Source organism: Burkholderia pseudomultivorans, from assembly GCF_001718415.1.
Lineage (GTDB): Bacteria > Pseudomonadota > Gammaproteobacteria > Burkholderiales > Burkholderiaceae > Burkholderia > Burkholderia pseudomultivorans_A.
On record NZ_CP013378.1, the window covers coordinates 3,955,964 to 3,976,808 of the forward strand.

The 20,845-nt window shown below is 67.4% G+C and carries 20 protein-coding genes; 13 read left to right on the forward strand and 7 right to left on the reverse strand.

All coding sequences use genetic code 11. The features are described 5' to 3' along the window. The first annotated feature begins 39 nt into the window (after positions 1-39). From WS57_RS30585 to WS57_RS30595, 3 genes are all read left to right on the forward strand, one after another. Positions 40-1,248, forward strand: a complete 1,209-nt coding sequence (locus WS57_RS30585; RefSeq protein ID WP_009688328.1) for a benzoate/H(+) symporter BenE family transporter — start codon at positions 40-42, stop codon at positions 1,246-1,248. A gap of 157 nt (positions 1,249-1,405) precedes the next feature. Beyond that, entirely contained in the window at positions 1,406-2,359 is a 954-nt protein-coding gene (tal, locus tag WS57_RS30590; RefSeq protein ID WP_069245254.1) for a transaldolase, read from the forward strand. Between the two features lie 235 nt (positions 2,360-2,594). Next, positions 2,595-3,050, forward strand: coding sequence for a VOC family protein (locus WS57_RS30595; RefSeq protein WP_040127911.1), 456 nt, complete (start codon positions 2,595-2,597; stop codon positions 3,048-3,050). A 67-nt stretch (positions 3,051-3,117) separates the two neighbouring features. Here WS57_RS30595 and mctP read toward each other — a convergent pair whose 3' ends face one another. The 3 genes from mctP to WS57_RS30610 form a co-directional block, all read right to left on the reverse strand. Then, positions 3,118-4,668, reverse strand: a complete 1,551-nt coding sequence (gene mctP / locus WS57_RS30600) for a monocarboxylate uptake permease MctP (protein ID WP_040127912.1) — start codon at positions 4,666-4,668, stop codon at positions 3,118-3,120. Next, positions 4,665-4,907: a DUF3311 domain-containing protein gene (locus tag WS57_RS30605; RefSeq protein WP_009688332.1), complete on the reverse strand. Its 243-nt coding sequence runs from the start codon at positions 4,905-4,907 to the stop codon at positions 4,665-4,667. The genes mctP and WS57_RS30605 overlap by 4 nt, the downstream gene beginning before the upstream one ends. A 198-nt stretch (positions 4,908-5,105) precedes the next feature. Next, the gene (locus WS57_RS30610; protein ID WP_069245255.1) at positions 5,106-6,023 is read right to left on the reverse strand and encodes a spermidine synthase; all 918 of its coding nucleotides are present in this window, start codon (positions 6,021-6,023) and stop codon (positions 5,106-5,108) included. A 289-nt stretch (positions 6,024-6,312) separates the two neighbouring features. Between WS57_RS30610 and WS57_RS30615 the strand changes: the two genes are divergently transcribed. The 3 genes from WS57_RS30615 to WS57_RS30625 all read left to right on the forward strand — a co-directional run bounded on the left by WS57_RS30615 (position 6,313) and on the right by WS57_RS30625 (position 7,589). Then, positions 6,313-6,567, forward strand: coding sequence for a hypothetical protein (locus WS57_RS30615; protein WP_009688334.1), 255 nt, complete (start codon positions 6,313-6,315; stop codon positions 6,565-6,567). A 321-nt stretch (positions 6,568-6,888) separates the two neighbouring features. After that, complete coding sequence (locus tag WS57_RS30620; RefSeq protein WP_069245256.1) at positions 6,889-7,266, forward strand: type II toxin-antitoxin system RelE/ParE family toxin; 378 nt, start codon at positions 6,889-6,891, stop codon at positions 7,264-7,266. Further along, positions 7,266-7,589: a helix-turn-helix domain-containing protein gene (locus WS57_RS30625; protein WP_009688335.1), complete on the forward strand. Its 324-nt coding sequence runs from the start codon at positions 7,266-7,268 to the stop codon at positions 7,587-7,589. The genes WS57_RS30620 and WS57_RS30625 overlap by 1 nt, the downstream gene beginning before the upstream one ends. Positions 7,590-7,611: 22 nt before the next feature. Here the strand turns inward: WS57_RS30625 and WS57_RS30630 are convergent, their stop codons facing one another. The 4 genes from WS57_RS30630 to WS57_RS30645 all read right to left on the reverse strand — a co-directional run bounded on the left by WS57_RS30630 (position 7,612) and on the right by WS57_RS30645 (position 12,232). Beyond that, the gene (locus tag WS57_RS30630; protein WP_069245257.1) at positions 7,612-8,103 is read right to left on the reverse strand and encodes a DNA-deoxyinosine glycosylase; all 492 of its coding nucleotides are present in this window, start codon (positions 8,101-8,103) and stop codon (positions 7,612-7,614) included. Continuing rightward, on the reverse strand, positions 8,100-8,714 hold the full coding sequence (locus WS57_RS30635) for a chorismate--pyruvate lyase family protein (protein ID WP_059479203.1): 615 nt from the start codon (positions 8,712-8,714) through the stop codon (positions 8,100-8,102). The genes WS57_RS30630 and WS57_RS30635 overlap by 4 nt, the downstream gene beginning before the upstream one ends. 8 nt (positions 8,715-8,722) lie before the next feature. Continuing rightward, a complete protein-coding gene (htpG, locus tag WS57_RS30640) occupies positions 8,723-10,621 on the reverse strand; it encodes a molecular chaperone HtpG (protein WP_069245258.1) in 1,899 nt (632 codons plus the stop codon). A gap of 150 nt (positions 10,622-10,771) precedes the next feature. Beyond that, positions 10,772-12,232, reverse strand: a complete 1,461-nt coding sequence (locus WS57_RS30645) for a PLP-dependent aminotransferase family protein (RefSeq protein ID WP_069245259.1) — start codon at positions 12,230-12,232, stop codon at positions 10,772-10,774. A 208-nt stretch (positions 12,233-12,440) separates the two neighbouring features. On the opposite strand from WS57_RS30645, the gene WS57_RS30650 reads away from it, so the two are divergent. From WS57_RS30650 to WS57_RS30680, 7 genes are all read left to right on the forward strand, one after another. Further along, positions 12,441-13,133, forward strand: coding sequence for a VOC family protein (locus WS57_RS30650; protein ID WP_059601321.1), 693 nt, complete (start codon positions 12,441-12,443; stop codon positions 13,131-13,133). 44 nt (positions 13,134-13,177) lie between these two features. Next, positions 13,178-14,086, forward strand: a complete 909-nt coding sequence (locus WS57_RS30655) for a DMT family transporter (RefSeq protein ID WP_059519591.1) — start codon at positions 13,178-13,180, stop codon at positions 14,084-14,086. A 152-nt stretch (positions 14,087-14,238) separates the two neighbouring features. Continuing rightward, entirely contained in the window at positions 14,239-15,420 is a 1,182-nt protein-coding gene (locus WS57_RS30660) for a PLP-dependent aminotransferase family protein (protein ID WP_059479073.1), read from the forward strand. A gap of 44 nt (positions 15,421-15,464) precedes the next feature. Continuing rightward, the gene (locus WS57_RS30665; protein WP_059519593.1) at positions 15,465-15,923 is read left to right on the forward strand and encodes a RidA family protein; all 459 of its coding nucleotides are present in this window, start codon (positions 15,465-15,467) and stop codon (positions 15,921-15,923) included. A 13-nt stretch (positions 15,924-15,936) separates the two neighbouring features. Continuing rightward, complete coding sequence (locus WS57_RS30670; RefSeq protein ID WP_059479072.1) at positions 15,937-16,821, forward strand: PhzF family phenazine biosynthesis protein; 885 nt, start codon at positions 15,937-15,939, stop codon at positions 16,819-16,821. Between the two features lie 274 nt (positions 16,822-17,095). After that, entirely contained in the window at positions 17,096-19,432 is a 2,337-nt protein-coding gene (locus tag WS57_RS30675) for an EAL domain-containing protein (protein ID WP_059479071.1), read from the forward strand. A 199-nt stretch (positions 19,433-19,631) separates the two neighbouring features. Beyond that, positions 19,632-20,837 (forward strand): chromate transporter, encoded by a 1,206-nt coding sequence (locus WS57_RS30680; RefSeq protein WP_009691816.1) that lies wholly within the window; start codon positions 19,632-19,634, stop codon positions 20,835-20,837. Positions 20,838-20,845 lie beyond the last annotated feature (8 nt).

The following is a 20,845-nucleotide window of genomic DNA, read 5'->3' on the forward strand; positions in this document are numbered from 1 at the left end:
ATACGAGGCCGCCGTCGAGCGGCCCGTCCCGGAGATAGCATGAACCCTTCGCCCACCGCGAGCGCGGACCGCGCCGGCGGCCGCTTCTTTTCCGACACGTCCGTCTCGGCGCTCGTCGCCGGCTTCGTCGCGATGATGACCGGCTATACGAGCTCGCTCGTGCTGATGTTCCAGGCCGGGCGCGCCGCCCACCTCACCGATGCGCAGATCTCGTCGTGGATCTGGGCGCTGTCGATCGGCATGGCGCTGACGACGATCGGCCTGTCGCTGCGCTTTCGCGCGCCCGTCGTGGTCGCGTGGTCGACGCCCGGCGCCGCGCTGCTGATCGCGTCGCTGCCCGGCGTGCCGTACGCGGAGGCGATCGGCGCGTTCGTCGTGTGCGCGGTGCTGCTGACGGCCGTCGGCGTCAGCGGCCTGTTCGACACGCTGATGCGCCGGATCCCGGCCGGCATCGCCGCCGCGCTGCTCGCGGGCATCCTGTTCGAGATCGGCATCGAGATCTTCCGCGCCGCGCAGTTCCAGACCGCGCTCGTGCTCGCGATGTTCTTCACGTACCTGATCGTCAAGCGGCTCGCGCCGCGCTATGCGATCGTCACGACGCTGATCGTCGGCACCGCGGTCGCGGGCGGCCTCGGCCTGCTCGACTTCAGCCGCTTCCATATCGCGCTCGCCCATCCCGTGTTCACGATGCCCGCCTTCTCGATCGCGTCGATCGTCAGCATCGGCATTCCGCTGTTCGTCGTCGCGATGGCGTCGCAGAACGTGCCGGGCATCGCGGTGCTGCGCGCGGACGGCTACCAGACGCCGTCGTCGCCGCTGATCGCGACGACCGGCCTCGCGTCGCTGCTGCTCGCGCCGTTCGGCTCGCACGGCGTGAACCTCGCGGCGATCACGGCCGCGATCTGCACCGGCCCCGAGGCGCACGAGGATCGCACGAAGCGCTACACGGCCGCCGTGTGGTGCGGCACGTTCTACCTGATCGCGGGGATCTTCGGCGCGACGATCGCCGCGCTGTTCGCGGCGCTGCCGAAGGCGCTCGTCGTGTCGGTCGCCGCGCTCGCGCTGTTCGGCTCGATCATGAGCGGGCTCGCGAATGCGATGCAGGACGTGAAGCAGCGCGAGGCCGCGCTCGTCACGTTCATGGTCACCGCATCGGGCCTCACGCTGCTGTCGATCGGCTCGGCGTTCTGGGGGCTCGTCGCCGGCATCGTCACGCAGGTGATCCTGAACGCGCGCCGCGCGCCGTGACGCGCCGCCGCGTAGGCGCGATGCGCGAAAAGGTGCTCGACACGAATCGGGCCTAAAATAGTGGATCGAAGGCGGCGCATGGCGTCGCCTCGCTTCGCCGCCGCGTTCGCGCGGCCCGTGAGAACCCGGCGCCTGTGCGCCCTCCTCCCGAATCGCCATGACTACCGCACTCGACCAGCTCAAGCAGTACACGACCGTCGTCGCCGACACGGGCGATTTCCAGCAGCTCGCGCAATACCAGCCGCAGGATGCGACCACGAACCCGTCGCTGATCCTGAAGGCCGTGCAGAAAGACGCGTACAAGCCGATCCTCGAGAAAACCGTCCGCGATCATCGCAACGAAAGCAACGACGTCATCATCGATCGCCTGCTGATTGCATTCGGCACCGAGATCCTGAAGCTGATCCCGGGCCGCGTGTCGACCGAAGTCGACGCGCGCCTGTCGTTCGACGCGAAACGCTCGATCGACAAGGGTCGCGAACTCATCAAGCTGTACGAAGCGGCCGGCATCGGCCGCGAACGGATCCTGATCAAGCTCGCGTCGACGTGGGAAGGCGTCCGCGCGGCCGAGGTGCTGCAGAAGGAAGGGATCAAGTGCAACATGACCCTGCTTTTCTCGCTCGTGCAGGCCGCCGCGTGCGCCGAAGCCGGCGCGCAGCTGATCTCGCCGTTCGTCGGCCGCATCTACGACTGGTACAAGAAGCAGGCCGGCGCCGACTGGGACGAAACGAAGAACGGCGGCGCGAACGATCCGGGCGTGCAGTCGGTGCGCCGCATCTACACGTACTACAAGACCTTCGGCTACGCCACCGAAGTGATGGGCGCGAGCTTCCGCACGACCAGTCAGATCACCGAACTGGCGGGCTGCGACCTGCTGACGATCAGTCCCGATTTGCTGCAGAAGCTGCAGGACAGCAATGACGCGGTCGCGCGCAAGCTGTCGCCGGACGCGCTGCACGACAAGCCGACCGAGCGCGTCGCGATCGACGAGGCATCGTTCCGCTTCCAGCTGAACGACGATGCGATGGCGACGGAAAAGCTCGCCGAAGGCATTCGCGTATTCGCCGCCGATGCGGTGAAGCTCGAGAAGCTGATCGACGCGTTGCGCTGAAGCGTGCATCGCCCCGGCTGATGTCGGCAACGCTGACAACAGCCGTCAGCAGCACCCTGTAGGCGGCCGCGAACCTTGCGTTCGCGGCCGCTTTAATTTTTCATTCCGTCGTCAAGCGCGCGCACTACAATCCACGTCACGGATACGCAGGCCGCTCCCGGCGCGTCCCTTCCCCGTCAACCTTGCATGAACCGAGCCGGCGCCAGCATGCCGACCCGGACCACAGGAGACAGCAATGCAAGTCCAACCGTACCTGACCTTCTACGGCCAGGCCGACGAAGCCCTTCGGTTCTATGAAAAGGCACTCGGCGCGAAGACGATGTTCAAGATGCACTTCAAGGATGCGCCGCCGAACGCGGAGCACCCGATCACGCCCGAGATGGCCGACAAGGTGATGCACGCGAGCTTCACGATCGGCGACTCGATGATCATGTGCTCGGACGGCGATTGCAGCCAGCCCGCGGGCGCCCGGCACGCCGGCTATTCGCTGTCGCTGAACCCGGCCACGGTCGAGGAAGGCAAGAAGCTGTTCGACGCGCTCGCCGACGGCGGCGAGGTGACGATGCCGTTCGGCAAGACGTTCTGGGCGCTCGGTTTCGGGATGGCCAAGGATCGTTTCGGCGTGCACTGGATGGTCAACGTCGAGGACCTGTCGCAACGCGACGAACTGGTGCAGCGCGCACAGGGATGACGCGAAGAAACGAAGCCCACCACGTTGCCGTGGCGGGCTTTTTCATGGGCCGGCCGCGCGGCCTTCGTCAGCTTTCGACCACGTCGAGATAGTCTTCGGGCCGCGTGCGATCTTCCGCATGCGCGATGCCCATCACGCGCACCAGCACGCTCACCACCACCGACACCACGAGGTTCACGATCAGCGACCACACGGCCGCATAGCCGGGAATCGCGAGACCGAACAGGTGGATCGTGAAGATCGAGCCGGCCAGTTTCAGCGAGATCGCCATCCACGTGCCGCACACGATGCCGGCCGCCCAGCCGACCAGCAGGCCGCGATGGTCGAGCACGCGCGTATAGAGGCCGAGCACGATCGCCGGCAGCGTCTGGATGATCCAGATCCCGCCGAGCAGTTGAAGCTGGATCGCGTAGGTCAGCGGCAGGCCGAGGATGAACGCGACCGCGCCGACCTTGACGATCAGCGACACGAGCTTCGCGACATGCGTTTCCTGCTCGTGCGACATGTTGCGATTCACGAACTCGCGATGGATGTTGCGCGTGTACAGGTTCGCGGCCGCGATCGACATGATCGCCGCCGGCACCAGCGCGCCGATCCCGATCGCCGCGAATGCAACGCCGACGAACCACGACGGGAAGTAGTTCAGGAACAGCGCAGGCACCGCGAAGTTCGGACCGAACGCCTTGAAGTACGGCGCGTACTGCGGCATGTCCTTCACGCCGGACGCAAGCGCCATGTAGCCGAGCAGCGCGAGCAGGCCGAGCACGAACGAATACGCGGGCAGCATCGCCATGTTGCGGCGAATGGTGTTGCCCGACGACGACGACAGGATCGCCGTGACCGAGTGCGGATACAGGAACAGCGCGAGCGCCGAGCCGAGCGCGAGCGTCGCGTAGGCGCTGTAGCCGTTCAGGTTCGCCGCGTCGGGCGCCTTCAGCAGCAGCTTCGCGGGCGGCACGCTCGCAAAGATGTGACCGAAGCCGCCGAGCTTCGCCGGAATCACGATGATGGCTGCCGCGATCGTGATGTAGATCAGGATGTCCTTGACGATCGCGATCATCGCCGGCGCGCGCAGCCCCGACGTGTACGTGTACGCGGCGAGGATCGCGAACGCGATGATCAGCGGCAGGTCGCCGACGAAGCCCGTCGTGTCGAAGCCGAGCGCGCCGATCACGACCTCGATGCCGACCAGCTGCAGCGCGATGTACGGCATCGTCGCGACGATGCCGGTCACCGCGATCGCGAGCGCGAGCATGCGGCTGCCGTAGCGCGCGTTGACGAAGTCGGCGGCCGTCACGTAGCCGTGCCGCTTCGCGATGCTCCACAGTTTCGGGAACACGACGAACGCGAACGGATAGATCAGGATCGTGTAAGGCAGTGCGAAGAAGCCCATCGCGCCGGCGCCGAACACGAGCGCGGGCACCGCGACGAAGGTGTACGCCGTGTAGAGGTCGCCGCCGAGCAGGAACCACGTGACGATCGTGCCGAAGCGGCGGCCGCCGAGGCCCCATTCGTCGAGATGGGCGAGATCGCCGCGCCGCCAGTTCGCGGCCAGGAAACCGAGGATCGTGACGCCGATGAACAGCAGCACGAAGACGAAGGTTGCGCCGAGATTCATCGCGCACCTCCCTGCGGGCCGCTCGACTTCCACGCGTTCTTCGTCTTGTAATAGACGAAGGCGGTAATCACCGCGCTAATGAAGACCCACAGCAGCTGGTACCAGTAGAAGAACGGAAACCCGAACCATTGCGGTTCGATCTTGCTGTACGACGGCACCCAGACCATCGCGATCAACGGCAGCACCAGCAGCCAGAGCCAGCGCTTGGCGGCCCGGTTGGCGTCGGCATCGTGAGCCATGACGTCTCCTCATCTTTCCCGGTTATCGATCTTGTTGAGCGGGTACGGCGGCGAGAGGAGCGGCGGAACGGGTAGCGGCAGCCCCCCTGGCTTCGCGCCAGTATAGGAGCCGCGCTCATGCGGTCAAGCGGGGGCGAACCCGAGGTGATCCGCCCCTTGTCGTGCGGTTGCACCGGCATGCGGCCGGTGCATGCAGCGTCAGATCGCGAACGACGCGCCGCGAGCGCCGGTCGTTTCTTTCAAAGCTTTCACCCATTTGCGCGCGGGCAGCTTCAGCGTGTCCTCGATCAGCTTCGCGCGCGCGTCGAGCTGTTCGAACGGCACGTCGAGCGCGGGGCCCGAGAACGCGATCGCGATCCGGTTGCCGTCGTGCACTTCGGGCAGTGCGATCACGCGGTGATCGAAGGCGGCGTTCAAGTGCTTCATGTTGCGCACGAAGCTCGGATGGTCGCCGAACAGGTTGATCGTCGCGATGCCTGCGTCGGCGAGACAGCCGCGCACCGCGCGGTAGAACGCGACGCTGTCGAGCACGGGGCCGCGCGCGGTCGCGTCGTACAGGTCGATCTGCAGCGCGCCCGTCGTGCCGCGGTTGGCCGGATCGTTGACGAAGTCCCACGCGTCGGCTTCGTGCACGACCAGGCGCGCATCGTCGGGCGGCAGCGCGAACATCGTGCGCGCCGCGACGATCACGGCCGGGTTCAGCTCGACGGCCTCGACCTTCGCGCGCGGCAGGAAGCGGTGCGCGAACTTCGTCAGCGCGCCGGTGCCGAGGCCGAGCTGGACGATCCGCTCGGGGGTTTCGAGGAACAGCAGCCACGCCATCATCTGCTGCGCGTATTCGAGCTCGATATGCAGCGGCTTCGAGATCCGCATCGCGCCCTGCACCCATTCGGTGCCGAAATGCAGGAAGCGCACGCCGCGCTCTTCGGAGAACGTGACAGGCGCGAAGCGCGGCTTGCGCGGCGCTTCGAGCACGGGCACGTCGTCGTGCTCGTCGAGCTCGCTGCGGCGCTTCACGCGCGGCGGTTGCAGTTTCTCGGAGCCGTTGTATGCGGACGGCTGGTTGCGCTTGAACGCGCGCGCCTCGGCGGATGCGCGCTTGATCAGTCGGGTCATGTATGAATCTCGCTCGATGAAGCTGGTTTTGGCGGACGAGAGGATAGCATTGGCGGCGCCCGTCGCCTGCGCCGGACGGATTGCGCGGCTCCGGTCGGCCGACTTGCGAGCGCAGGTATGGTGATCGACAATGCATCGCAATCGCGCTCGAACGAGGGCCATGATGAAAACCGCCCTTTTCCGTCAGGGCAGATCGAACCCGAACTGGGCGGCGCCGCCGAAGGCGTCCTTCAGGAAGGCGAAACGCTGTCGAGCTTCGTCGAACGATCGGTACGCGAAGGGAGATCGCATGACCTCGACCAACAGGAAGATCTGGTTTCCGGCCAAACGCTACGGATGGGGATGGGGACTGCCGGTCGCATGGCAGGGCTGGGTGGTCCTGCTGCTCTTTGCGCTCGGCCTCGTCGCGAGTTCGCGGCGCTTTCCGCCGGCCCAGGCGCCGCTCGCATTCGCAGCATGCGTCGTGGGTCTGGTGGTCGCGCTCACGATCGTGTGTTGGGCGAAAGGCGAAAAGCCGAAATGGCGATGGGGGAAGGACGAGTAACGCGTCGTACGCCAACGCGTGCAATTCGGGCTGCAATCGGACACGCGGAGGCGGTCGCTCGGCCCCCTTTTGCCCCGCGCGCAGCAAGCCATTTCGACCTGCCTGTTCCGTTTCCGGCGCGCTGCGTCCCATCGTCCTCGAAACCTCAGGGACCGCTCAGTCGCTCCCGTATCGATATCTCCCGAACGGCCGAATTGCCCCGGCTCTTGGCTGACGACAAAAATGCCCATGCCGATCTGTTCGGCATACGACGTGACCCACCGCAACGGTCCGCATGACCGAACTGCTTTTTCCGTGCGTCACGGTTGCAAATATACATAAATGGGTATAAATTCATCGATGGCTCCGTACACCAAACCGCTCTACTGGCTCGGCTCGGCACGCAAGGATTTGAAAGCGATGCCCGAAGCGGTGCAGGACACGTTCGGCTACGCGCTGTATCTGGCCCAGACGGGAAGAAAGCACGATCAGGCCAAACCGTTGAGGGGCTTTGGATCGGCCGGCGTGCTCGAGGTCGTGGAGTCGGAGGACAACGGCACGTATCGTGCCGTCTATACGGTGAAACTGGGTAGCGCCGTCTATGTGCTGCACTGCTTTCAGAAGAAATCGTCCAGCGGTATCGCTACGCCGAAGCCGGACGTCGATCTGGTTCGCGAGCGTCTGAAGGCAGCCGAAGCACACGCAATGGGAGAAAAGTGATGATCGAAATCGAACCGGGCAGCGGCAACGTCTACGCGGACCTCGGCATGCCCGATGCCGAAGAAATGCGCGTGAAGGCTCAACTCGCCGCCAAGATCGCGGAGATCATCAAGGCGCGGAAATGGACGCAGCAGCACGCGGCCCGGTTGCTGGGCATGACGCAACCCAAGCTGTCGAACATGCTGCGCGGGCAGTTTCGCGGCGTGAGCGAAGCAAAGATGCTGGACTGTCTCGCCAAGCTCGGGCGCGACGTACAGATCGTCGTGGGGCCGGACCGTCATCCGGAAGCCGAAGGACACATCGAAGTTGTCTTCGCTGCCTGACGGCACGGCAGGCTTGGACGCATCAATTCAACAGTCGTAGCTGCCGCCAGACGGCCAGTTTTTCCGCATACGAGATCGAAGCATAGGCGGGACTGCTCGACGGCAGACGGAGCAATCGATACCGGGAGCCGTCGTCACCGAGCGCCGTCATTCCGATTTTGGCTGCCGTGCCGCCGTTGAAGGCGATGGTGGTCAGATTCGGCAAGGTATCGATCAGCGCGACCAGATCGTTGCTGGCGTGATCGCGTATGCGGCTATCGAGACTGCCGATACGACGCGCCTCGGCAACGACGTCCCACAAGCCGATCCGGTGTTCGAGCAACGTATCGAGACGCGCCGGATAGCTCATGCCCACCAGATCGCGCTCGATCACTTCGCCGACCAGGGACCAGAACTTGTTTTGCGGATGTCCGTAGTATTGACGAAGGGCCAACGATCGCTCGCCCGGCAGGCTACCGAGAATCAATATCCGCGTGTTCGCATCGACGACCGGCGGAAAGCAACGCTTGTTCATTGCGCGATCGCCGCTCCCGTTACGACGCCCGGCCCGCCCGAGCGCGGCCCGTCACCATGCGCGTCGAGATGCCGCCACAGCGCCGGCAGCATGCACTCGGTCACCATCAACGGCTCGCCATGACGCTGGAACACCGAGCGCCGCGCGGCAAACGCATGCGGCGCCCGCGCGCCGCCGAGTGCATGGCTCGCAAGAGCATAAAGCGGATGCCCGGCGATCACGCGGCGGCTGACGAGCGCCGAGCGCTCGACCTGCGGATCGCTGTACAGCAGCTCGGCGAGCGGCCGCGTGCGCAGCCGCCGCATCGCCTGCCACACGCCCTTGCTCGCCGCGAGCGGCGCGATGCTGTGCGCGGCGACGTACGGCGTGCCGTCCACCGACAGGATCACCTCGCGCACCCACATCGGCGCGCGCGGCGAAGCGGCAACCGCCGCATGCTCGTCGAACCACGGGCAGTCGACCGACTCGCGCGTCACGCGCACGCTCACGCGGCCGAGCCGCGCGAGATGCGCGGTCAGCGAACCGCCGCGCGTCAGCCAGTCGCGCTGATCGATCGTGCAGCCGGGCCGCGGCGTCTCGCGCCAGCCCGCCTGCCCGCCGTCGAATCGCATGCGTGCGTTCACGCCGCGCGCGACAGCAGCAGCGCGTTGGTCCGCTTCACGAAGCTCGCCGGATCGTCGAGCATCCCGCCCTCGGCAAGCAGCGCCTGATCGAACAGCAGATGGCACCAGTCGCCGAAATCGGCGCTGTCGGCCTTCAGCTGCTTGACGAGCGCATGCTCGGGATTGATTTCGAGGATCGGCTGCATCGCCGGCGCATTCTGCCCGGCCGCCTTCAGCATCCGCTGCAGATAGCCGCTCATGTCGTTGTCGTCCGCGACGAGGCACGACGGCGAATCGGTCAGGCGGAACGTGACGCGCACGTCCTTCACCTTGTCGCCGAGCGCTTCCTTCATCTTCTCGACGACCGGCTTGATCGCCTCGCCCGCCGCTTCCTGCGCCTTCTTCTCGTCGTCGTTCAGCTCGCCGAGATCGAGGTCGCCGCGCGCGACGCTCGCCAGCGGCTTGCCGTCGAACTCGTGCAGGAACGACAGCATCCATTCGTCGACGCGATCGGTCAGCAGCAGCACCTCGACGCCCTTCTTGCGGAACACTTCGAGATGCGGGCTGTTCTTCGCGGCCTGCCACGTGTCGGCCGTCACGTAGTAGATCTTCGTCTGCTCGGGCTTCATGTGCGCGACGTAGTCGGCCAGCGACACGTCCTGCGCGGCGGTGTCGCCATGCGTCGACGCGAAACGCAGCAGCTTCGCGATGCGCTCGCGGTTCGCGTGATCCTCGCCGAGGCCTTCCTTCAGCACCTGGCCGAACGCGCTCCAGAACGTCTTGTACTTCTCCTTGCCGGCATCGTCTTCCGCGTTCGCAAGCTCTTCGAGCATCGACAGCGCGCGCTTGGTCACGCCTTCGCGGATCGCCTTCACGTCGCGGCTTTCCTGCAGGATTTCACGCGACACGTTCAGCGGCAGGTCGGCCGAATCGACGACGCCCTTCACGAAGCGCAGGTACTGCGGCAGCAGCTGCTCGGCGTCGTCCATGATGAACACGCGCTTCACGTACAGCTTCAGGCCACCGCGATAGTCGCGGTTCCACAGGTCGAACGGCGCATGCGACGGCACGTACAGCAGTTGCGTGTATTCGCTGCGGCCCTCGACGCGGTTGTGCGTCCAGGCGAGCGGATCCTGGTGGTCGTGCGCGATGTGCTGGTAGAACTGCGTGTACTGCTCGTCGGTGATGTCGCTCTTCGCACGCGTCCACAGCGCGCTCGCCTGGTTGACGGTCTCGTCCTCGTCCTTCAGGACCATCTCGCCTTTTTCCTGATCCCACTCTTCCTTCTGCATCAGGATCGGCAGCGCGATATGGTCGGAATACTTCTGGATGATCGACTTCAGCCGGTACGACGACAGCAGCTCGTCCTCGCCTTCGCGCAGGTGCAGCGTGATCGTCGTGCCGCGCTGCGCGCGCTCGATCGCGTCGATCGTGAAATCGCCCTCGCCCGCGCTTTCCCAGCGCACGCCTTCGCTCGCCGGCAGGCCCGCGCGGCGCGTCTCGACGGTGATCTTGTCGGCGACGATGAAGCCCGAGTAGAAGCCGACGCCGAACTGGCCGATCAGCGCCGCATCCTTCTGCTGGTCGCCGGACAGCTTCGTGAAGAATTCCTTGGTGCCCGAGCGCGCGATCGTGCCGAGGTTCGCGATCGCCTCGTCGCGGCTCATGCCGATGCCGTTGTCGTCGATCGTGATGGTGCGCGCGGCCTTGTCGTAGCCGATGCGGATGCGCAGGTTCGGATCGTTTTCATACAGCGCGTTGTCCGCGAGCGCCTCGAAACGCAGCTTGTCGGCCGCGTCGGACGCGTTCGACACCAGTTCGCGCAGGAAGATTTCCTTGTTGCTGTAGAGCGAATGAATCATCAGGTGGAGGAGTTGCTTGACCTCTGCCTGAAAGCTCATCGTTTCGTGTGCCATGGATGCTGTTTCCTCTTACTTGAACTTGAATGGTGTGGCGCGGGCGCCCGGCGCGCGATGCCGGTGCCGGTCGAACCGCCGCGTGGCGCACGCGGCTTGCGCGGGTATCTGGGGATCGCGCCGGCGATTTCAAGAGCCGCCGCAGCAGCGTCACGACGCGCGCCGCACGGCCGAGTCGATATAGCGCGCGAGAAACCCCGGCAGCGCCGGATCGCCGCAGTTCGCGACGTTGAAGCGCGTCCACGTCGACGGCGACTGCTGCGGCGAGAACAGGCTGCCCGGCGTCAGCAGGAAGCCTTCCTCGTGCGCGGCGGCCGCGAGCGCGTCCGAGTCGACGCCCGTGTCGGCCCACAGGAACATGCCGGCCGCCGGCATCGCGAACAGCTTCAGCCCGGTGCGCTCGAGCATCCGCGCGGTCTTGTCGCGCACGCCGTCGAGCCGCGCGCGCAGCCGCTCGACGTGCCGCCGGTAATGCCCCTCGGTCAGGATCTTGTACAGCACGCGCTCGTTGAGCTCGGGCGTCGTCATCCCGACCAGCATCTTCTGGTCGGTGATCGCCTTCGCGATCTCCGGCGCGCACGCGACGTAGCCGACCCGCAGGTTCGCCGCGAGCGTCTTCGAATAGCTGCCGAGATAGATCACGCGCTTCAGCTGGTCGAGGCTCGCGAGCCGCGTCGCCGGATAGCTCGGCGGGCACAGGTCGCCGTACACGTCGTCCTCGACGACGAGAAAGTCGTACTGCTCCGCGAGTTTCAGGATCCGGAACGCCTGCGCGGCCGACAGCGACGTGCCGGTCGGGTTCTGCAGCACCGAGTTGATCACGAGCATCTTCGGCCGCCACATCTGCACGAGCGTCTCGAGCGCGTCGAGATCGGGGCCGTCGGGCGTGTACGGCATCCCGACGAGCTGCGCGCCCTGCGAGGCGAAGCGGCCGAACATCTGGAACCACGCGGGATCGCCGACGATCACCGCGTCGCCCGGCTGCACGTAGATGCGCGCGATCAGGTCGATCGCCTGCGTGATCCCCGACACCAGCACGACCTGCTCGGGCGTCGTGCCGATCTCGACTTCCGCGAGCCGCGTCTGCAGCTGCTGGCGCAGCGGCAGGAAGCCCTGCGCGGTGCCGAAGCCGATCATCTGCGCGCCGGACTGGCGCCCGAGCGCGCGCAGCGCGCCGGTGATCAGCTCGCCGTCGAGCCAGCGGCCCGGCAGATAGCCCAGACCCGGCCCCTTTTCCGGGCTGGCGGTATGCAGCATGTTGCGCAGCAGCCAGACGACGTCGATCGTGTTGTGCACGGGCGCGGCCTCGGCCACGCGCACGACGCCGTCGGGCACCGGCTGCGGGCCGGCCGTGCGCTCGCGTACGTAGAAGCCCGAGCCGCGGCGCGAATCGAGGTAGCCCTGCGCGACGAGGCGCTCGTACGCCTCGACGACGGTGAAGCGCGAGACGCTCTTGTCGAGCGCGAGCTTGCGGATCGACGGCATCCGCATGCCGGGCCGGAACACGCGCTCGTCGATGCGGCGGCGCGCCCACTGGACGAGCTGGTCGACCAGCGTCAGCGTGGCGGTGTCGTGCGGCGCGGGAATCTGGGCAAGAGGGACGGTGGACATGGGCGGCGACTCCAACTGTACCGAAAGCTATCGAGGCGATTGTACCGTTACTGTGCCGGTGCGCACGATTACAGTTGACCGAAATGGCGGCCGTGCGGCGCGCGCCTGCGCGTCGCCGCGCCGCCACGGCGGCTGCGGCGCCCGCGCCCCGGCCGGTCCGGCAGACGGTCCGCCCGCCATGACACTTTCGTTTTCTCGTCCGACGCTCATGCCAGCCCGTTCCCTGACACTCGACCATCTCGTGATTGCCGCGCGCACGCTCGACGAAGGCGTGCGCCACGTCGCCGACGCGCTCGGCATCGAACCGGCCGGCGGCGGCCGCCATCCGCTGATGCGCACCCATAACGCGCTGTTCGGCGTGTGGGGCGGCCTGTACCTCGAAGTGATCGCGATCGATCCCGATGCGCGCGACGCGGACAATGCCGCCGCGCCGCCGCGTGCGCGGCTGTTCGCGCTCGACGATCCGACGATGCACGCACGGCTCGCGCAGGGCCCGTTCCTCGCGCACTGGGTCGCGCGCGTCGAGCGTCCGCGCCAGCTTGCGCTCTGGCAAAGCCAGTATCCGACGCGCATCCCGCGCGTGGTCGCGATGCGGCGCGGCGACCTGAGCTGGGGCCTGACGGTGCCGGACGACGGCGCGTTTCCGGCCTGGCAGGGCGCGGGCGACGGCCTGCTGCCGTCGCTGATCCAGTGGGACAGCGCTCGCCACCCGACCGAATCGCTGCCGCACGACGGCGTCGCGCTGAAGGCGCTCAAGGGCCGCCATCCGCGCGCCGACGCGATTCGCGATCAGCTCGACTGGCTCGGCGCCGCGCACCTGCTCGACCTCGAGGCCGGCGACGGCCCGCCCGCGCTGGTCGCCGAATTCGATACACCGCAAGGTCCGCGCACGCTGCGCTGAACGCCCCCGACTCACCTACCCGACGATACGGAGACACCCACGACATGAATTCGCGCGAAACCCGGGGCATGCTGCTCGGCCTGATCGGCGTGATGATCTTCAGCCTGACGCTGCCGATGACGCGGATCGTCGTGTCCGAACTCAATCCGCTGCTCAACGGGCTCGGCCGCGCGCTCGCCGCGTCGGTGCCGGCCGGCCTGCTGCTCTGGTGGCGTCGCGAAGCGCTGCCGACGCGCGCGCAGCTGAAGAGCCTCGCGGTCGTGTCGGCCGGCGTGATCGTCGCGTATCCGGTGTTCTCCGCGTGGGCGATGAAGACCGTGCCCGCCTCGCACGGCGCGGTCGTCAACGGGCTGCAGCCGCTGTTCGTCGCGCTGTATGCGGCCTGGCTGTCGCACGAACGGCCGTCGAAGGCGTTCTGGATCAGCGCGGTGACCGGCAGCGCGCTCGTGATCGCGTTCGCGCTGCGCGACGGCGGCGGCACGCTGCAGGCCGGCGACGCGCTGATGCTCGTCGCGGTCGGCATCGGCGCGCTCGGCTATGCGGAAGGCGCGCGCCTCGCGCGCCAGATCGGCGGCTGGCAGGTGATCTGCTGGGCGCTCGTGGTGTCCGCGCCGGTCCTCGTGCTGCCGGTCGGCTGGCTCGCGTGGCTGCAGCATGCCGCGCACCCGGGCCCGCTCGCGCTGCGCACCTGGCTCGCGTTCGGCTACGTGACCCTCTTTTCGCAGTTCATCGGCTTCTTCGCGTGGTACGCGGGCCTCGCGATGGGCGGCACCGCGCGCGTCGGCCAGGTGCAGTTGCTGCAGATCTTCTTCACGATCGCCTTTTCCGCGCTGCTGTTCGGCGAAACGGTGACGCCGTCGACATGGCTGTTCGCGGCCGCGGTGATCGCGACGGTGATGCTCGGGCGGCGCTCGGCGGTGGCCACGGCCCCGCGTCCCGCTCGCGCCGGCTGAACAGGTGCGCCATAATGGCTGTTTTGCCTGATCGGTGTTGCCCACCCAGCCGCGAAGGCTCGATCGCGTTCCGGCGCGCCTACCCGGCCGCCGCGAAGCGGTCTGCCCGACCGACCTTTCTTGACTGACCACGATACCCGAACGAGGAGACTATGAATCCGAGCGACCTGCACCCGCCGCACTGGCAGCTTTCCGAACGCGCCCGCAAGCTGACGAGCTCGGCGATCCGCGAGATCCTGAAGGTGACGGAGCGCCCCGAGGTCATCTCGTTCGCCGGCGGCCTGCCCGCCCCCGCGACGTTCCCGGCCGAGCGCATGCGCGCGGCGGCCGACCGCGTGCTGCGCGACGCGCCGGCCGCGGCACTGCAGTACAGCGCGACCGAAGGCTACCTGCCGCTGCGCGAGTGGATCGCCGAGCGCTACAGCGTGCGCGTGTCGCAGGTACTGGTCACGACCGGCTCGCAGCAGGCGCTCGACCTGCTCGGCAAGGCGCTCGTCGATCCGGGCAGCCCGATCCTCGTCGAAACGCCGACCTACCTCGGCGCGCTGCAGTCGTTCTCGCTGTACGAGCCGCGCTACGTGCAGGTGCCGACCGACGAGCAGGGCCTGCTGCCCGAAGGCCTCACGCCCGCGCTGACGCAGGGCGCGCGCCTGCTCTACGCGCAGCCGAACTTCCAGAACCCGACCGGCCGCCGCCTGCCGGTCGAGCGCCGCCGCGCGCTCGCCGCGTTCGCGCAGACGAGCCCGTTCCCGGTGCTCGAGGACGACCCGTACGGCGCGCTCAACTACCAGGGCGAACCGCTGCCGACGATGCTGTCGATGGCGCCCGACCACGTCGTGCACCTCGGCACGTTCTCGAAGGTGCTCGCGCCGGGCCTGCGGATCGGCTACATCATCGCGCCCGAGGAACTCCACTTCAAGCTGGTGCAGGCCAAGCAGGCCACCGACCTGCACACGCCGACGCTGACGCAGCGCATCGCGCACGAAGTGATCAAGGACGGCTTCCTCGACGAGCACATCCCGACGATCCGCCAGCTGTACGGCGCGCAGTGCGAGGCGATGCTCGGCTCGCTCGCGCGTCACATGCCGGAGGGCGTCACGTGGAACCGTCCGGAAGGCGGGATGTTCATCTGGGTGAACCTGCCCGCGCAGATCGACAGCATGAAGCTGCTCGCCGAAGCCGTCGACAACCACGTCGCGTTCGTGCCGGGCGCGCCGTTCTTCGCGAACGACGCGCAGCAGAACACGCTGCGCCTGTCGTTCGTGACGGTGCCGCCGGAGAAGATCGAGGAAGGCGTCGCGCGCCTCGGCAAGCTGATCCGCGAGCGTCTCTGATCCCCCTTTTTCCCTGTCACGACTCTCTACGAGGAATCGAACACATGGCTAACGTCTACGACAAACTGAAATCGCTCGGCATCGAGCTGCCGACCGCCGGCGCACCGGCCGCCGCCTACGTGATGAGCGCGCAAAGCGGCAACACGGTCTACCTGTCGGGCCATATCGCGAAGAAGGACGGCAAGGTCTGGGCCGGCAAGCTCGGCGCCGACCTGACGACCGAAGACGGCAAGGCCGCCGCGCGCGCGATCGCGATCGACCTGCTCGCGACGCTGCACGCGCACACCGGCGACCTGAACAAGGTCACGCGCATCGTCAAGCTGATGAGCCTCGTCAACTCGACGCTCGACTTCACCGAGCAGCACCTCGTGACGAACGGCGCGTCGGAACTGATCGCCGACGTGTTCGGCGACGCGGGCAAGCATGCCCGTTCGGCGTTCGGCGTCGCGCAGATTCCGCTCGGCGCGTGCGTCGAGATCGAACTGATCGCCGAAGTCGCGTAACGGGCGCGTCGCGATGACGAGCCGCCTCGTGCGTTTCAAGCAGGTCGACGTGTTTACGTCGGTGCCGTTCAAGGGCAATCCGCTCGCCGTGGTGTTCGACGCCGATTCGCTCGGCGACGACGCGATGCTCGCGATCGCCCGCTGGACGAACCTGTCGGAAACGACGTTCGTCTGCTCGCCGACCGATCCGGAAGCCGACTACCGCGTGCGAATCTTCACGCCGGGCGGCGAACTGCCGTTCGCCGGCCATCCGACGCTCGGCACCGCGCACGCGTTCCTCGAGAGCGGCGCGCGGCCGCGCACGCCGGGGCGGCTGATCCAGCAGTGCGGGGTCGGCCGGGTCGCATTGCGCGAGCAGGCCGACGGCTGGGCGTTCGCCGCGCCGCCGGCACGCGTCACGCCGGTCGAGCGGTCGGACTACCCGGCGCTGGCCGCCGCGCTGCGCAGCGACGCGATCGACTTCGACGCCGAACCGTGCGCGGTCGACAACGGCGCGCCCTGGCTCGTCGTGCGGCTGACGTCGGCCGATGCCTGCGTCGGGCTCACGCCCGATCCGGCCGCGCTGGCGGCGATCGTGCACCGCTACGGCGCGCACGGCCTCGCCGCCTATGGGCCGCACGCCGACGGCGGCCCCGCCACGTTCGAAATCCGCTGCCTGATGACGGGCGACGCGTTCGGCCCCGTCGGCGAGGATCCGGTCACCGGCAGTGCGAACGCCGCGCTGGCCGGGCTGCTGACGCGTCAGCAGCGCCGTCCCGGCACGTCGTACACGGCCCGCCAGGGCACCGCGATCGGCCGCGACGGCCGCATCTTCGTCCGCTACGACGACGACGGCACGACCTGGATCGGCGGCCACGTCGTGACGGTCGTCGACGGCACGTTCCAGGCGCCCGCCTGACGTTTGACGCTGCGCGCGGGCGCCGGCTCGACCGGCGCCCCTCCACTGCCGCCGATAGCGCGCCATCGGGAATCCATGCGAACCCCGCATGCAGCATGTAAACAGACCCTAGCTATCGCAAAAGCCTTCCAGCCAGTAATATCGGGCCTAATCCGTTGCTTCGGAGGTCTGTCCATGGTTGCGCGTCCTGCGTACGAACGGACGCCGGAGCGCCCCCACCCCTAGCCGGCCATCCAGAAGGATGGCGTATGCGAGCAGGACGCCGCCCTTTTCGATGAGCTCCGCCCGGTCCTCCCATCCGTCGCCGCCCCGACCGCTGCGTACGCCGCGCAAGTCGCGCCGGCGCGCGCTGTTCGCGATCCCGCTGCTCGGGATGCTCGCGCTGGCGCTGCTGTGGGCCGTGATCATCGCGCGGCTGTCGGTCGAGAAGGACAGCGCGTACAAGGAAGCCGCCGCGTCCGCCGCGATCCTGTCGTCCGCGCTCGAACAGCACACGGTCAAGGCGATCCACCAGGTCGACCAGATCACGCGCTTCGTCAAGTTCGAGTTCGAGAAGTCGCCCGCGCACTTCAACCTCGCGAGCGCGGTCGAGAAAGGCGTCGTGCCGAGCGACACGCTGATCCAGGTCTCGCTCGTCAACGCGAAGGGCATCCTGTTCGCGAACACCGCCGAGACCCATCCGCAGCCGATCAACCTGTCCGACCGCGAGCACTTCAAGGTCCACCTCGCGCACAACGACGACCGCCTCTACATCAGCAAGCCCGTGCTCGGCCGCGTGTCGAGCCACTGGACGCTGCAGATGACGCGGCGCCTGAACAATCCGGACGGCAGTTTCGCCGGCATCGTCGTGGTGTCGGAAGACCCGAGCTACTTCACGAACGACTTCTACAACAACGCGGCGATCGGCAAGGAAGGCGTGATCGCGGTGGTGTCGGACACGGGCACCGTGCTCGCGCGGCGCACGGGTTCGGTCAGCAATGCGCCGGGCGCGTTCTCCGCATCGGGCGTCTACCCGATCGCCGAGCGCGTGACCGGCACGATCATCGACCCGATCGACGGCGTGACGCGCATCGTGTCGTACCGCCATCTGGACGGCTATCCGCTCGCGGTGATGGTCGGGCTGTCGCAGACCGAGGAATACGCGGACTACTACCACACGCGCAACGTCTACCTGCTGATGACGAGCTTCATCACGCTGGCGATGCTCGCGTTCTTCGGCGTCGCGACGGGCCTGATCGGCAAGCTGCTCGGCCGCGAGCGCGAGATGACCCAGCTCGCCGAATACGACCTGCTCACCGGCCTCGCGAACCGCTACGCGACGCTGCGCGGGCTGCGCAACGACGTGTCGGCGCCGGCCAGCCTGTCGCGGCTGGGGCTGCTGTTCATCGATCTCGACAACTTCAAGACCGTCAACGACACGCTCGGCCACAACGCCGGCGACATCGTGCTGCAGATGACCGCGTCGCGCCTGTCGGACGCGGTCGGCGACGAAGGCACGCTCGCGCGCATCGGCGGCGACGAGTTCGTCGTCGTGATGAAGGGCGACGACGTCGAGCGGCGCGCGGTGCGGCTCGCCGAGGCGATCATCCGGATGTTCGGCGAGCCGTTCGACGTGCGCGGCAGCTCGTTCGTGCTGCATGCGAGCATCGGCATCGCGCTGCATACCGTCGCGAACGAAAGCGAGATCGACCTGCTGAAGAAGGCCGATCTCGCGATGTACAGCGCGAAGGACGCCGGCAAGAACTGCTATCAGTTCTATGCGCCGCACCTGTCGCATCGCGCCGATCACCTGATGCGCTGGGAGCAGCAGCTGCGCGTCGCGCTCGCCGAGGGGCAGCTGTTCCTCGCGTACCAGCCGAAGATCGACCTCGCACACCGCACGATCACCGGCTTCGAGGCGCTCGCGCGCTGGGACCACCCGGAGCACGGCATCATCTCCGCGAACGAATTCATTTCGATCGCCGAATCGACGGGCCTGATCGTGCCGATCGGCGATTTCGTGATCCGCACCGCATGCCGGCAGATCGCGCGCTGGCACGAAGAAGGCCACGACACGCTGACGCTTGCCGTCAATATCTCGCCCGTGCAGTTCTGGCGCGGCGACCTGATCGAGACGATCTCGCGCACGCTGCAGGAAACCGGCATCGAGGCCAGCCATCTCGAACTCGAGATCACCGAGACCGCGATGATGGAGTATCCGGAGCTCGTGTCCGAGAAGATCGTCGCGCTGAAAAAGCTCGGCATCCGGATCGCGCTCGACGATTTCGGCACCGGCTATTCGTCGCTGTCGTACCTGCACCGCTTCTCCGTCGACACGCTGAAGGTCGATCGCTCGTTCGTGCAGGCGATCCCGAACGATCGCAGCGTATGCGTGATGGTCGCGTCGATCGTGCATCTCGCGCGCTCGCTCGGGCTGACGGTCGTCGTCGAAGGCACCGAGACCGAGGAACAGATCGCGTGGCTGTCCGCGCTCGGCGAGATCGAGGCGCAAGGCTTCCTGTTCTCGCGCCCGGTGCCGGCCGACGCGATTCCCGCACTGATCGCGCGCTATGGCGTGCGCGGCGATCGCCCGTCGATCCCGCACCGCGCGACCGGCAACGCGAGCGCCTGAACGCGTCCGCGCGCGGCGTGCGACGTATGCCGCCGTCCCGATTGTTTCGGCTTCCGATCTTGTTGTTTAGTTTATTTACTAGCGTTTTCGCGCATGGCAGTGTCATCGTGCGCGGGGGACAATCGGGAGGGCAATCGTGTCGGCGGGCCGCCGGCATTTTCTGACGCGCGAGATCCGGCCTCCCGGCCACCACACAATCATGGCGACCACCATCGAAGTCGAAACGACCGAGCATGTCGGACGGGCGTCCCTGTGGGCGCTGTTCAAGGTCGTCGCCGGCATTTCCGCGATCTCGTGGGGCGGGCTGTCGATGATGGCGCAGCTCGAACGCCATTATGTCGAGCGGCTGCAGCGCATCGAGCCGCACGTGTTCGGCGATCTCGTCGCGCTCGCATGGCTCGTGCCGGGGCCGGTCGGCTGCAATGTCGCGGTGCAGGTCGGGCAGACGCTGCACGGCCGCGCCGGCGCATGGGTGGCCGGGATCGCGAGCGTGCTGCCGTTCTTCGTGCTGATGACGCTGTTCGCGACCTTCTATCGCACGCCGCTCGTGCGTGCGCTCGCGGCGCCGATGCTGCTCAATCACTTCGGGATGGTGCTCGCCGCGCTGATCGGCGTCACGTGGGTCAGGCAGCTGCGCACGCTGGCGCGCACGCGGCGCGAGCAGGCGATCGCTGCGCTGTCGACGATTCTGCTCGCTTTCGCGCATAGTCCGGCCGCTTTCGTCGGGATTCTGTTCGCTGCGTTTGCAGCGGGCTGGCTGACCGGGCCGACGCAGCGCGACGCGGTCGATTTCACGCTGTCGAAGCGCGACCGCAACCTGCTCGTGCTGCTCGCCGTGCTGGTCGCGCTGTTCGCGCTGCCGCTGCCCGGCGACTACCAGACGACGCTGCTGTGGCCGCGGCTCGCGGGCGCCGGGATGACGCTGTTCGGCGGCGGCTTTTCCGCGCTGCCCGTGCTGAAGACGCTGTTCGTCACGCCGGCCACCGGCATCTCCGATCGCGACTTCACGCTCGCGTTTGCGCTGTCGCCGGTATCGCCGGGGCCGCTGCTGAACGTCGTGCCGTTTCTCGGCTACCTGACCGACGGCTGGGTCGGCGCGCTGCTCGCGACCGCCGCGCTGTTCATTCCGTCCGGCTGCCTCGTCGTGTTCGCGCAGCGCCATCTGCTGCGGCTCAAGCGCCATTCGCGCTTCGAGCACGGCATGCGCCTGCTGCGCGCGGCGACGACGGGCTTTCTGGTCGTCGCCGTCGTGAAGATCCTGCATCGCGAGCCGGCCGATCCCGTCTACTGGCTCACCGGCGCGTTCGCCACGCTGTGCTTTGCGCGCTTCAAGGTGCCCGTGTATGCGGTCTACGGCGCGGTCGCGATGGCGTGCGGCGCATGGCTGCTGGCCGCCGCGCACTGAGCGGCGGC